Source organism: uncultured Luteimonas sp., assembly GCF_947492465.1.
GTDB lineage: Bacteria > Pseudomonadota > Gammaproteobacteria > Xanthomonadales > Xanthomonadaceae > Luteimonas.
This window is the reverse complement of the sequence record NZ_CANLNF010000003.1, coordinates 283,495-295,848: the sequence shown is the minus strand read 5'-3', so window position 1 is coordinate 295,848 and position 12,354 is coordinate 283,495. Positions and strand designations below refer to the sequence as shown.

The 12,354-nt window shown below is 70.0% G+C and carries 10 protein-coding genes; 7 read left to right on the top strand and 3 right to left on the bottom strand.

The features are described 5' to 3' along the window. The first annotated feature begins 77 nt into the window (after positions 1-77). The 5 genes from tsaD to Q0863_RS09305 all read left to right on the top strand — a co-directional run bounded on the left by tsaD (position 78) and on the right by Q0863_RS09305 (position 4,452). Complete coding sequence (gene tsaD / locus Q0863_RS09325; RefSeq protein ID WP_298577506.1) at positions 78-1,112, top strand: tRNA (adenosine(37)-N6)-threonylcarbamoyltransferase complex transferase subunit TsaD; 1,035 nt, start codon at positions 78-80, stop codon at positions 1,110-1,112. An 86-nt stretch (positions 1,113-1,198) separates the two neighbouring features. Then, complete coding sequence (gene folB, locus Q0863_RS09320) at positions 1,199-1,555, top strand: dihydroneopterin aldolase (protein ID WP_298577504.1); 357 nt, start codon at positions 1,199-1,201, stop codon at positions 1,553-1,555. 14 nt (positions 1,556-1,569) lie between these two features. Next, a complete protein-coding gene (locus Q0863_RS09315) occupies positions 1,570-2,838 on the top strand; it encodes a mechanosensitive ion channel family protein (protein ID WP_298577502.1) in 1,269 nt (422 codons plus the stop codon). Between the two features lie 74 nt (positions 2,839-2,912). After that, positions 2,913-3,425: a 2-amino-4-hydroxy-6-hydroxymethyldihydropteridine diphosphokinase gene (gene folK / locus Q0863_RS09310; RefSeq protein WP_298577803.1), complete on the top strand. Its 513-nt coding sequence runs from the start codon at positions 2,913-2,915 to the stop codon at positions 3,423-3,425. A gap of 190 nt (positions 3,426-3,615) precedes the next feature. After that, positions 3,616-4,452 (top strand): DUF6159 family protein, encoded by an 837-nt coding sequence (locus tag Q0863_RS09305; RefSeq protein ID WP_298577500.1) that lies wholly within the window; start codon positions 3,616-3,618, stop codon positions 4,450-4,452. A 41-nt stretch (positions 4,453-4,493) separates the two neighbouring features. Here Q0863_RS09305 and Q0863_RS09300 read toward each other — a convergent pair whose 3' ends face one another. Then, positions 4,494-5,231, bottom strand: a complete 738-nt coding sequence (locus Q0863_RS09300) for a pteridine reductase (protein WP_298577498.1) — start codon at positions 5,229-5,231, stop codon at positions 4,494-4,496. A gap of 53 nt (positions 5,232-5,284) precedes the next feature. Here Q0863_RS09300 and Q0863_RS09295 point away from each other — a divergent pair, with 53 nt between their 5' ends. Together Q0863_RS09295 and Q0863_RS09290 are read left to right on the top strand one after the other, a co-directional pair. Further along, positions 5,285-6,463 carry an SAM-dependent methyltransferase gene (locus Q0863_RS09295; RefSeq protein WP_298577496.1) on the top strand — a complete coding sequence of 393 codons (1,179 nt, stop codon included), beginning with the start codon at positions 5,285-5,287 and terminating at the stop codon, positions 6,461-6,463. Then, a complete protein-coding gene (locus tag Q0863_RS09290; RefSeq protein ID WP_298577494.1) occupies positions 6,460-6,894 on the top strand; it encodes a VanZ family protein in 435 nt (144 codons plus the stop codon). The genes Q0863_RS09295 and Q0863_RS09290 overlap by 4 nt, the downstream gene beginning before the upstream one ends. Before the next feature lie 145 nt (positions 6,895-7,039). Here Q0863_RS09290 and Q0863_RS09285 read toward each other — a convergent pair whose 3' ends face one another. Next, positions 7,040-9,361 (bottom strand): family 20 glycosylhydrolase, encoded by a 2,322-nt coding sequence (locus tag Q0863_RS09285; RefSeq protein ID WP_298577492.1) that lies wholly within the window; start codon positions 9,359-9,361, stop codon positions 7,040-7,042. Between the two features lie 161 nt (positions 9,362-9,522). Next, positions 9,523-12,333 (bottom strand): TonB-dependent receptor, encoded by a 2,811-nt coding sequence (locus Q0863_RS09280; RefSeq protein WP_298577489.1) that lies wholly within the window; start codon positions 12,331-12,333, stop codon positions 9,523-9,525. Positions 12,334-12,354: the final 21 nt, after the last annotated feature.

The following is a 12,354-nucleotide window of genomic DNA, read 5'->3' as shown; positions in this document are numbered from 1 at the left end:
GGCCCGGACGGCCAGGGGAGCCGCGTATGATAGCCGCTCGTCTTGCAACGGTGCAACCGGGCGCCCATCTCCCCCGCATGAAGGTCCTTGGCATCGAATCGAGCTGCGACGAGACCGGCGTGGCCGTCTACGACACCGCCCGCGCCGGCGGTGGCCTGCTCGCCCACGCCGTCTACAGCCAGATCGCCCTGCACGCCGAGTATGGCGGGGTGGTCCCCGAGCTGGCCAGCCGCGACCACGTACGCAAGCTGCTGCCGCTGGTCCGCCAGACCCTGGCCGAGGCCGGCCTGGCCGTCGGCGACATCGACGGCGTGGCCTACACCGCTGGGCCTGGCCTGGTCGGCGCCCTGCTGGTGGGCGCGGGCGTGGCCCGCTCGCTGGCCTGGGCGCTGGACGTGCCGGCCGTGGGCGTGCACCACATGGAAGGCCACCTGCTGGCGCCGCTGATGGAGGACGACCCGCCGCAGCCGCCGTTCGTGGCCCTGCTGGTGTCGGGCGGGCATACCCAACTGGTCGCGGTCGACGGCATCGGCCGCTACCGGCTGCTGGGCGAGACCCTGGACGATGCCGCGGGCGAGGCCTTCGACAAGACCGCCAAGCTCATGGGCCTGCCCTACCCGGGCGGGCCGCAGCTGGCCGCGCAGGCCGAACAGGGCACGCCCGGCAGGTTCCGCTTCGCCCGGCCGATGACCGACCGCCCCGGCCTGGACTTCAGCTTCAGCGGACTCAAGACCCAGGTGCTGCTGGCCTGGCAGCAGTCCGACCAGTCGCCGCAGACCCGGGCCGACATCGCACGCGGCTTCGAGGAGGCGGTGGTCGACACCCTGGCGATCAAGTGCCGGCGCGCGCTGGATGCGGCCGGCAGCGACGTGATCGTGGTGTCCGGCGGCGTCGGCGCCAACCGCCGCCTGCGCGCGAAGCTGCAGGACATGGCGCAGGCGCGTGGCGGCCGCGCCTGCTTCCCGCATCCGTCGCTGTGCACCGACAACGGCGCGATGATCGCCTTCGCCGGCGCGCTGCGGCTGCAGGCGGGCCAGCACGACGGCCCGGCCGTGCACGTCACGCCGCGCTGGGACATGGCATCGCTGCCACCGGTGGCGGCAGCGACGTGATTGGGGACTGGGGATTGGGGATTGGGAAGAGCGAGTGCCGCGTGCTTTCCGAATCCCCAATCCCGAATTCCGAATCCCGGCTCCCCATGGACAAAGTCTTCATCGAAGCGCTCGAGATCGATGCCCTGATCGGCATCTACGACTGGGAACGGCGGATCCGGCAGACGCTGGTGTTCGACCTGGAGATGGGCTTCGACAACCGCGTGCCGGCCGCGAGCGACGACATCGCCGACACGCTCAACTACAAGGCGGTGAGCAAGCGCCTGGTCGAGTACGTGTCGCAGTCCGATTTCGGGCTGGTGGAAACGCTGGCCGAGCGCTGCGCGGAGATCGTGATGGCCGAGTTCAACATCGGTTGGTTACGCTTGAAGCTGAGCAAGCCGGGCGCGGTGCGCGGCGCGCGCGCGGTCGGCGTCATCATCGAGCGCTCGCGCGCCACCTGAAGCAGGAGACCGATTTGCTGGACCAGCTGGAGACGTTGCAGGCGGCGCTCGCGCCCTACCCGTGGGCCTACCCGGCCGTGGTCCTCGTCGCCCTGCTGGCGGCCGCCTGGCTGGCCAACTGGCTGACCAAGCGGGTGCTGCTGCGCGGCATCCAGCGCGCCCTGCGCGCGACCACGGCGCGCGGCGAGGCGCATGGCAGCCACGTGCAGATGCGGGTGATCCCGCGCCTGGCCAACGTGGTGCCGGCGCTGGTGATCGCGGCCGGCATCTCGATGGTGCCGGACTTGCCCGCGCAGGTGGTGTCGGTGGTGCGCGCGCTGTGCCAGGCCTTCATCGTGCTGACCGTGGCGCTGTCGGTGTCGCGCGCGCTGGACTTGATCAACCAGGTCTACGAGCGGCGCCCGGACGCACGCAACAAGCCGATCAAGGGCTACCTGCAGGTGGCCAAGATCATCATGTTCGTGCTGGTCGCGATCTCGATCGTGGCCACCCTGATCGGCGCGCAGTTCCTGCACATCCTCACCGGCCTGGGCGCGGCGACGGCGGTGCTGATGCTGATCTTCCAGGACACGATCCTCTCGCTGGTGGCCAGCGTGCAGATCAGCAACGACGGCCGTGTGCGCATCGGCGACTGGATCGAGATGCCCAGCCAGAACGCCGACGGCGATGTGATCGACATCGCCCTGCACACGGTGACGGTGCAGAACTGGGACAAGACGATCACCACCGTCCCGACCAAGAAGCTGATCAGCGACTCGTTCAAGAACTGGCGCGGCATGAGCGAGTCGGGCGGCCGCCGGATCAAGCGCGCGCTGTACCTGGACCAGCGCTCGGTGCGGTTCCTGGACGAAGGCGAGGTGGCGCGGATGCACCGCTTCGTGCTGATCGACGGCTACCTCGAGCGCAAGGCGGCCGAGATCCGCGAGTGGAACGCGACCCTGGCCGAGCGCGGCGCCGAGCCGGTCAACCGTCGCCGGGTCACCAACCTGGGCACGTTCCGCGCGTACGTGGAGCAGTACCTGCGCCACCATCCCAGCATCAGCCAGGACATGACCCTGCTGGTGCGGCAGCTGCAGCCCACCGCCGAAGGCCTGCCGCTGGAGGTCTACTGCTTCAGCAACGACACCGCCTGGGCGGCCTACGAAGGCATCCAGGCCGACATCTTCGACCACCTGCTGGCGATCCTGCCCGAGTTCGGCCTGCGCGTGTACCAGGCGATGGGCGACGCCCCGCTGGACGTCAACCTGCACCGCGCCGGGTCTTCGTCCACCGCGGCGCGCTGAGGCCGCCGGCGCCGCACCACGCTCGCCGCCGGGCGGCCCGATGCGCGATCATGGACGCCCTTCCGGAGCGCGCCATGCATACCGCCTACCTGAGCCTCGGCAGCAACCTCGAACCCGGGCGGCACCTGCCCGCGGCGGTGCAGGCGTTACGCGCGCGCTTCGGCGAACTGCTGGTCTCGCCCTGCTACCGGTTCCCGGCGGTGGGCTACAACGGCCCGGACTTCCTCAACGCCGCCGCCGCGCTGCGCACCGACCTCGACGCGCACGCGCTCAACGCCTGGCTGCACGCGCTGGAGGACGCGCACGGCCGCGACCGCAGCGGCCCGCGCTACAGCGATCGCACCCTGGACATCGACATCGTGCTGTTCGGCGACCTGGTCGCCGAAGGGCCCGGACCCGCCACCGCGGCCGGCACCACGCCGGTGCTGCGCGTGCCGCGCGACGAGCTGCGCCACGCCTTCGTGCTCAAGCCGCTGGCCGACATCGCGCCGGACGCGCGCCATCCCGTCTCCCAAGACACCATCGCCGCGCTGTGGGCGGCGCATCCGGACCACGACGTGGCCTTCGAGCGGGTGGCGCTGGGCTGAGCGCCCTCGGTAGCGCGGCGGGTGCGCGCCTGCGGTGGTACCCGTCGCTGGCGTGTCCGCTCGCAGGGAAGGGGTCCCGGCGTCCTTGTCCGTCACATCGGCGCCGCCCGCCGCGTCTTCCACCTGCATCCCCGCATTGCGGGCGCTCCGTGCGCCGGGCAGGATGCGGACCATCCACCGGAGACATGCCATGTTCGAGAAGTTTTCCCGCAGTTGGGACCTGGTCAAGGCCAGCGCTTCGGTGCTGCGCTCGGACAAGGAGCTGATGCTGTTCCCGGTGATCTCCGGCATCGCCACCCTGGTGGTGCTGGCGACCTTCCTGCTGCCGATGTTCGCGCTGCGGATCTTCGCAGAGGGCATCGGCCTGGGCGGGGTGGTGTTCGGCTTCCTGTTCTACTTCGTCCAGTACAGCGTGATGATCTTCTTCAACTGCGCGCTGGTGGGCGCGGCGATGATCCGCCTGGACGGCGGCGATCCCACCCTGGCCGACGGCTTCAACGCGGCCAGGGCGAAGATTCCCTCGATCCTGGGCTACGCCGCCATCGCCGCCACCGTCGGCGTGCTGCTGCAGGCGCTCAAGAGCAAGGACAACAACTTCCTCGTGCGCCTGGCCGGCAGCGGCCTGGGCGCGGCGTGGACGCTGGCGACCTTCCTCGTGGTCCCGGTACTGGTCTCGCGCAACGTCGGCCCGGTCGATGCGCTCAAGGAGAGCGTGTCGCTGCTCAAGCGCACCTGGGGCGAGAACGCGGTCGGGCAGGTCGGCATCGGCGCGGCGTTCGGCCTGATCACCTTCGCCTTCGTGCTGGTCGGCGTGGCGCTGACCCTGCTCGCGGCGCAGGCCTCGTTCGCGCTGGCGGTCGTGGTGGGCGCGCTGTTCCTGCTGGCGGTGCTGCTGGTGGGCATCTACCAGGCGGCGCTGAGCGCCATCTATTCGGCCGCGCTGTACCGCTACGCCGTCTCGCACGAAACCCCGGCCGCGTTCCGCGACGCGGGGCTGGAGCAGGCCTTCCTGCCGAAGGCGGGCTGAGACGCGCGGGGCCGGCATCGGCCGGTCCCGCAGCCGGATGGCTACAGCGGCGCGCGGCCGCCGTCGACGGCGACCACCGAGCCGGTGGTGTACTGCGCATCGCGCAGCAGCCACAGCGCGGTCGCGGCGATCTCGTCCAGCCCGCCGGTCCGGCCCAGCGCGGTGCGGGCAAGGATCCGCGCCTGCAGCGCCGGGTCGGGCGCGTCCTCCGGCCACAGGATCGCGCCCGGCGCCAGCGCATTGACCCGCACCTCGGGCGCCAGGGCGGCGGCCAGCGCGCGGGTCATCGCTTCGAGCGCGCCCTTGCTGATCGCGTAGGCGGCCAGGTCGGCGCGCGGCTGGCGCGCGTACACGTCGCTGATGTTGAGGATCGCGCCACGCGCGGCCTTCAGGTGCGGGGCCGCGGCCTGGGCCAGGAAGAACGGCGCGCGCAGGTTGGTCGCCAGCAGCGTGTCCCACTGCGCGGGCGTCACCGTGCCCATCGGGGTGGGGAAGAACGCGGCCGCATTGTTGACCAGCGCATCGAGCCGGCCGAACTGCCCGACCGTGTGCGCCACCAGCTCGGGCAGCGCGTCGAAGCGGGCCAGGTCCGCCTCCAGCACCCGCGCGCTGCCGCGGCGCGCGGCCTCCAGGTCGGCGACCAGCGCCTGGGCCTCCGCGCCCGACTGGCGGCAATGCACGACGACGGCATACCCGGCCCGGTGCAGCCGGCGCACGATGGCCGCACCGAGGCGGCGCGCGCCGCCGGTGACCAGGGCGACGCGGGGCGGGGTCGACATGGCGGGCTCCGGATTGCCGTTATCCTGATGCATTGTCGCCGCAGACGTTGCCGATGTCCGATTCCACGCCCACGAGCGACGCGCTCGACCACAGCGCGCGCCTGCAGGCGCTGATCCGCGAGCAGATCGCCGCGGCCGGCGGCGCGATCCCGTTCTGGCGCTTCATGGAGCTGGCCCTGTACGCGCCGGGGCTGGGCTACTACAGCGCCGGCGCGACCAAGTTCGGCGCCGCCGGCGATTTCGTCACCGCGCCCGAACTGGGCCCGCTGTTCGCCGAGTGCGTGGCGGCCGCGCTGGCGCCGGCGCTGCGGCAGTGCGGTCCGCAGGCGCGCTTCCTCGAGGTCGGCGCGGGCAGCGGCCGCTTCGCCGGCGACGCCATCGCGCACCTGCTCGAACTCGACGCGATGCCGGCGCGCTACGCCATCCTCGAACCCAGCGCCGACCTGCGTGAGCGCCAGCACGCGCATCTGTCGCGCGCGCTGCCGGCGGCCGCGTTCGAGCGCGTCGAATGGCTGCAGGGACCGATGCCCGACGACTGGAACGGCGTGCTGTTCGCCAACGAGGTGCTGGACGCGCTGCCCACGCCGCGCTTCGCGATGCAGCGCGGGCAGGTGTTCGAGGAGCACGTCGTGCTCGATGGCGATGGCTTCGCGCGCATCGACCGTCCCGCCGACGCGCTGCTGTCGGCGGCCGTGCGCCACGTGGAGAGCCAGCTTGACGGGCCGTTCGCCGACGGCCACCGCGCCGAGCTGCTGCCGCAGCTGCCCTACTGGCTGCAGGCGGTGGCCGGCGGCATGCGTTCGGGTGCGCTGCTGTTCGTCGACTACGGCTACCCGCGCCGCGAGTACTACGATCCGCGCCGCCGCGACGGCACCCTGCGCGCCTTCCATCGCCATCGCCTGGTCGAGGACGTGCTGGCGCGCGTGGGCCTGCAGGACATCACCGCCTCGGTGGATTTCACCGCGCTCGCCGAAGCCGGCACCGGGGCCGGCTTCGAGCTGGCCGGCTACTGTTCGCAGGCGAGCTTCCTGATCGGCAATGGCCTGGAGCAACGCCTGGCCGCACACGAGGCCGACGCGCCGGACGAAGCCGCGCGCTACGCGCTGCGCCAGCAGGCCAAGGCGCTGACCGTGCCCGGCGGGATGGGCGAGCGCTTCCAGGTGATGGGCTTCGCGCGCGACGTGCCGCTGGATGCGGCCTTCCTGCTCGGCGACCTGTGCTTCCGCCTGTGAGCCGGCGGCCGCGACCGGCATACCGGCCGGGGCGTTCGCTCAAGCCACTGCGGCATCCGCGGTTCTGGGCCGCGCTGTGGTGCCTGGCGATCGCCGCCGTAGTGGTGTCGTCGCTGATGCCGCCACCGCCGATGCCGGAGTTCGATGGCAGCGACAAGTGGTCGCACTTCCTGGCCTACTTCGCGCTGGCCGCGAGCGCGGTGCAGCTGTTCCGCGGATGGCCGGCGCTGCTCGGCGCGGGCCTGGGCCTGGTGCTGCTGGGCATCGGCATCGAGTACGCCCAGGGCACGCTGACCGTCGACCGGATGGCCGAGACGAAGGACGCCCTGGCCAACACCCTGGGCGTGATCGCCGGACTGGGCACGCGCCTGACCCCGCTGCACGACCTGCTGCTGCGGATCGACCGGGGACGGAACAGCGGGAGCGACTAGCGACTGGAGTCGAACCCGCGCGCTTCGCCTGTTCCGGACCCGATGGGTGGCGAGGGTCCAGGGCGTTCCGCCGACTTCCTTCCCACTTTGCGGGGAGGAAGTCGATCGGTCATCGCAATCCCGAGGGCTTCGCCACGGAGGGGCTTCAGCGCGCGGTCTGCAGGCTGACCCGGTTCAGCACCCACATCTGCGGGCGGGTGTCGCCGCTGAAGGTCAGGCACAGGTCGGTGCGGCCGGGAGGGGCGGACTGCAATGGCGCTTGCAGTTCCACGAAGCCGTCCGGGCCGGGCCGGGCCGGGAGCGGGGCGGATGCCAGGACCGGGCCTTCGCATCCGGCACGCAGCTCGAACTCGCCGTGCGCGGCCACCGGTGCGCGGAAGCGACGTTGCGCTTCCTCCTCGCGGAGGAGGCCGAAGTTGTACGGAATCCGGCCTGCGCGCACTTTCACCGAGGCAATGCCTTCAAGCTGCGCGTCCGGCCATCGCCAGCACGGATGGAAGATGGAGACGTCGAAGTTCTCGCGCGGACCGTCGAGCGGATTGTCGTCTTCCAACCTCAGCACCAGCCGGCCGCCGTCGGGGCATTGCGCCAGCTGCTTGTCGGTACGGCTCAGCTGCGACGCGATGTCGAGGTTCCAGTGCGTGGCTGTATCGGCCAGTGGTCTGCCATCGACGAAGGTCATCGCCTTCAGTACCGTCGGTACCGGCACGGTCAGCGCCGCCTTGTACCCCGGCGACCGTGCAGTGGGCGTGCTGCCGTCGGTGGTGTAGCGGATATCGTCATACCCGAGCGGGTTGGACAGCTCCACGGTGACGGTGCCTTCGATCCTGTCATCCTCGCGCGTCATCGCAACCGACAGCGCGGTCTGGCCGTAGGCGATTCCCGAGGCGCGGTAGCGCTGCAGCTGCGCCGGCAGGCGCGAGAGGAAATCGCCGTAGTCCTTGCGCCCCGGCGGCGTCCACGCGATCTCCGCCAGTGCTGCCATGCGCGGGAACACATTGTGCTGCAGACGTGCGAATGTCCGGGTGTGTTCGGTCCACATGTTGGCCTGCACGCCCAGCACGTGCTTGCGCTGCGCCGGTTCGAGCCCGGCCGGGACCGGATCGAACGCGTAGATCTTCTGCATCGAGGTGAACTTCGGCCTGCCCGGCGGTTCCTCGGGAAGGTTGGTCTGCAGGAAATCCAGGTACAGCGTGTGGCCGGGGGCCATCACCACGTCATGGCCATGCGTGGCCGCCTCGATCCCGCCCTCGATCCCGCGCCACGACATCACCGTGGCGTGCGGGGGCAGGCCGCCTTCGATGATCTCGTCCCAGCCGATCAGCTTGCGGTCGTGCGAGGCCAGGAAGCGCTCCAGCCGCTTGAGCATGTGGGACTGCATGGCCTCCTCGTCACGCAGGCCGAGTTCACGCATGTAGGCCTGCACGTCGGAAGACTCCTGCCACTGGTACTTCACCGCCTCGTCGCCGCCGATATGGACGTAGGGGCCCGGGAAGAGTTCGATCACCTCGGCCAGGATGTTCTCCAGGAACTCCATCGTGGGCTCCCCCGGGTTGAACAGGTAGGGGTTGACGCCCCAATCGTGCGACGGCCGGGTGGGGCCATCGACGACGCCATGTTCCGGGTAGGCCGCCACCGCCGCCTGCGCATGGCCAGGCACGTCGATCTCCGGCACCACGGTGATGTGGCGCGCCGCGGCGTACTGGACCACGTCGCGGACCTGCTCCTGCGTGTAGTGGCCGCAATACAGGTGCGGGCTGCCGTCGGGTTTCCGACCGGCCTGGCCGGCCGCGGCGCGGCAACTGCCGACTTCCGTCAGCCTGGGATAGCGCCTGATCTCGATGCGCCAGCCCTGGTCGTCGGTCAGGTGCCAGTGGAAGGTGTTGAGCTTGTGCATCGCCATCGCGTCGAGCAGGGTCTTGATCTGCTCGACGCTCTGGAAGTGGCGCGCCGAATCGAGCATGAAGCCGCGCCAGGCAAAGCGGGGCGCGTCCTCGATACGCAGCGCCGGGATGCGCACCGTCCCGCCTTCGGCCGACGACAGCAGTTGCCAGAGCGTCACCGCGCCGTAGAACAGCCCGCGCTCGTCGCTGGCGGCCACGCGCACGCCCTCGGGCCCGACTTCGAGCAGGTAGCCTTCCGCTGCGCCGGGCGAAATCGCCGGATCGATCGCGAAGCGGATCCCGCCAGCCGTGCCGTCTGCTGCCAACACCGGCGCGAAGCCGTGGCTCGCCTCCACCATCGCGCCGAATCCGGCGGCGACGTTGCGCGCAACGCCGCCCTCGGCGTGTAGATGCGTCGTCCTGTCGAAGCGGAAGCTGCCTTCGTGAGGCACCAGCGAGGCGGGTGCGGGAATCAGCGCCGGCGTGGCGACGGCTTCAGCGTGGTTGCCGGCAAGGGGCGCGGCGCGACCGCTGCACGCGGCAAGCAGGCCGCAGCAGCACAGCGCGAACACGGACAGTCGCATAGCTGGAATCAGGTGCATCTCGTTCCTCGATCGGGCGCATGCCGTTGCGAAGCGCGGGACGGCGGGCGCACGGCCGGCCGGAATCGCCGCGTCCTGGAGAAGAAAAAAGGGCCCGGACACATCCGGGCCCACCGGGAGGACGGCTCGAGCGGGAGGGGCCGTCAGAACTGGACGCGCAGCGTGGTCAGGTAGCGACGCCCGGAGCGGTAGACGCCGCGGGTCAGGCGCTCGGTATCGGCATAGCTGTGGTAGGCCTCGTCGAGCAGGTTCATCGCATCGAAGTTCAGGCTGACGCTGTCGGTGAAGCGGTAGCCGAGCGACAGGTCCATCGACGTGTACGGACGCACCCAGAGGTTGTCGCCGCGGTCGACGTTGGTGAAGTATTCCGACCGCCAGGAGGCGCTAAGGCGCGCGCTGAAGCGCTCGTTCTCGAAGTACGGGCTGATGTTGAGCTGGTTCTTCGAGTTGTAGGGCATCGGATCGCCCGAACTCGATTCGGCATCGGCGTAGGTGTAGTTCGCGATCAGGCCGAAGCCGGCCGCGAGCTGCTGCTGCCAGGCGAGCGCGAAGCCCTGGATCTTGGCGGTGCCGGCGTTGTCGGGGCGCGCGACCTGGTACGTGGTCACGCGGTTCAACGCCTGGTTGAAGTGCTCTTCCGCACGCGTGGTGGTCAGGATGTAGTTGTCCACGTCCTTGTAGAACAGCGAGCCGGCCAGGATCGCGTCCTCGGCGAAGTACCACTCGGCCGAGACGTCGAAGTTGGTCGACTCGTATGGATCCAGTTCCGGGTTGCCGCCACCGCCGGTCAGGGTCTGGTCGCCCAGCCACAGGTAGCTGGACATGTCGCTGTAGTTCGGCCGCGCGATGACCTTCGCTCCGGAGAACCGCAGCACCACGTCGTCGGCCAGGTCGTAGGCCAGGTTCACGTTGGGCAGGACGTTGCTGTACTGCTTGCCGACCACGCTGGGCGCATAGCCGTCCGCCGGACAGGGCGGCGGTGCGTCGGTACGCACGCACTGCCAGCTGTGGCTCTCCGTATCGGTCCGCACGTAGCGCAGGCCGACATTGCCGCGAAGACCGTTCCAGCTGAAATCGGCCTGCACGTAGGCGGCGTTGATGTCCTCGACGATGCGCCAGGTGTTGGCCGCGAACGACGGGTCGTTGAACGTGCTGGGCTCGGGCATCGTCTGCCACGGCGCCAGCCAGTCGCCGCTGAGGATGTAGTCGGCCAGCGCCCAGCCGTCGATGTAGAAACGATCGCCCAGGTCGCCGTAGCCGGAAAAGCCGCCGAGGTAGTTGTCCGGCACCGGCTGCGGATTGAACATGTCCGCCGTGGCATCGCCGTAGCCGGCGACCGACGCCAGCGACACGCCGCCCATCTTCTGCTCGGTTTCGTGTTCGCGACGCTTGGCGCCGAAGCGCAGCATGTACACCGGCGAGTCGAGCCGGATCCCGAGGTCGACCTGGCCGTAGGTTTCCTCGTCGCGGGTCGGCTTGAACACGATGTTGCCGCCCCAGCCCGGATTCCAGGACGGGGGCGGCTGGGTCGGGTCTGCGCCCCAGCCGCCGTCCATCCGGAACGCGGACGGATCGGTGAACGGATTGCGTCCGTGGTAGGTCAGGGTGCCCGGCTGCGATGGCGCGCGGCTGATGTCGTAGCTGTAGTCGGCCCAGTTGAGGAATTCGCCGAACACCTGCTGGTCGGTGCCGCCGGTGGCCTCGGTGGTGCCGACGTGCGCCGAGACGAACCAGCGCTCGCTGTCCCACTTCGCCTTCAGGTCGTAGGACTCGGTCTCGACCGTGGACTTGCGGTTCTGCATGTCGTAGACCGACAGCGCGTTGCGGAAGGTGCCGCGGGTGATGATGCCGTCCTCCACCGTCACGTCGGTCAGCCGCATCAGGCTGTTCCAGGCATTGCCCATGAACGCGAACATCGACTGGTTGATGTTGTCGTAGCTGGCATCGATCTTGAGCGCGTTGAATTCGATGTCGAGCTCGTCGACCGGCTGGAACTGCAGGGCCAGCGAATAGCTGTTGCGTTCGCGCTGCTGCTCGAAGAACGAGGCGCTGAGCGAGTTGGGGCCGCGCGCGTCGAGGTTGGCCTCGAGTGTCTCCGCGCAGGCGCCCACGCAGGAGGCGGGCAAGGTCGGCTGGCCGCCCCCCGGGATCGGCGGCTGCGACCAGTCCGGTGGCAGGTTGTTGACCGAACCGCCGCCGCCCTGGCCGTCGCGGTAGTCGCGGGCCGAGACGCTGCCATAGGCCTCGATGCCATCGCGGCGGATGGTTTCGTCCAGGCGCTGCGCGGAGACGATCAGGCCGAAGGTCTCGGCCTGGTTCTTCCAGCCGAACATCAGCGAACCCTGCGGCTCGCCATCCTCGTCGCGGTCGTTGTAGAGGTAGCCCAGCTGCCCGCCGAACACGACGTTGTCGTCCAGGTCGAGCGGCCGGCGCGTGTCCACGATCACCGTGCCGCCGATCGAGCCTTCGTCGATATGGGCCTCGGGCGACTTGTAGACGGTCACCTTGCCGACGATCTGCGGCGCGAGCAGCGAATAGTTGAAGGTGCGGCTGGGGTGGTCGAGGATGAACCAGTCGGCCGAGGCGACGGACTGGCCGTTGAGCAGGGTGCGGTTGAGCGCCGGGTCGGTGCCGAGGATGCTGACGCGCTCGCCCTGTCCGAACAGGCGGTCGATGGTGACGCCCGGGATCATGGTGATCGCCTCGGCCACGTTGGTCGACGGGAACTTGCCCACGTCCTCGGCGGTGATCACGTCGACGATGGCGTCGGAGTTGCGCTTGGTGTCCAGCGCCTGCTGCAGGCTGGCGCGGATGCCGGTGACGACCACGCGGTCCAGTTCGCTCGCCTCCGCGGGCGCGGTGTCGGTGGTGGTGGCGTCCTGTGCCCGTGCCTGCGCGGAAACCCCGAGGCACACGGCGATCGCGGCCGACAGCATGGAAGTGCGGTACTTCATGGCGGTTCTCTCCCTTCGAAA

What these genes read in the sequence shown, in the direction of transcription:
- tsaD (WP_298577506.1), top strand. Translation starts at nt 78, where the DNA reads ATGAAGGTCCTTGGCATCGAATCGAGCTGCGACGAGACCGGCGTGGCC.
- folK (WP_298577803.1), top strand. Translation starts at nt 2,913, where the DNA reads ATGCATACCGCCTACCTGAGCCTCGGCAGCAACCTCGAACCCGGGCGG.
- Q0863_RS09305 (WP_298577500.1), top strand. Translation starts at nt 3,616, where the DNA reads ATGTTCGAGAAGTTTTCCCGCAGTTGGGACCTGGTCAAGGCCAGCGCT.
- Q0863_RS09300 (WP_298577498.1), bottom strand. Translation starts at nt 5,231, where the DNA reads ATGTCGACCCCGCCCCGCGTCGCCCTGGTCACCGGCGGCGCGCGCCGC.
- Q0863_RS09295 (WP_298577496.1), top strand. Translation starts at nt 5,285, where the DNA reads ATGTCCGATTCCACGCCCACGAGCGACGCGCTCGACCACAGCGCGCGC.
- folB (WP_298577504.1), top strand. Translation starts at nt 1,199, where the DNA reads ATGGACAAAGTCTTCATCGAAGCGCTCGAGATCGATGCCCTGATCGGC.
- Q0863_RS09285 (WP_298577492.1), bottom strand. Translation starts at nt 9,361, where the DNA reads ATGCGACTGTCCGTGTTCGCGCTGTGCTGCTGCGGCCTGCTTGCCGCG.
- Q0863_RS09280 (WP_298577489.1), bottom strand. Translation starts at nt 12,333, where the DNA reads ATGAAGTACCGCACTTCCATGCTGTCGGCCGCGATCGCCGTGTGCCTC.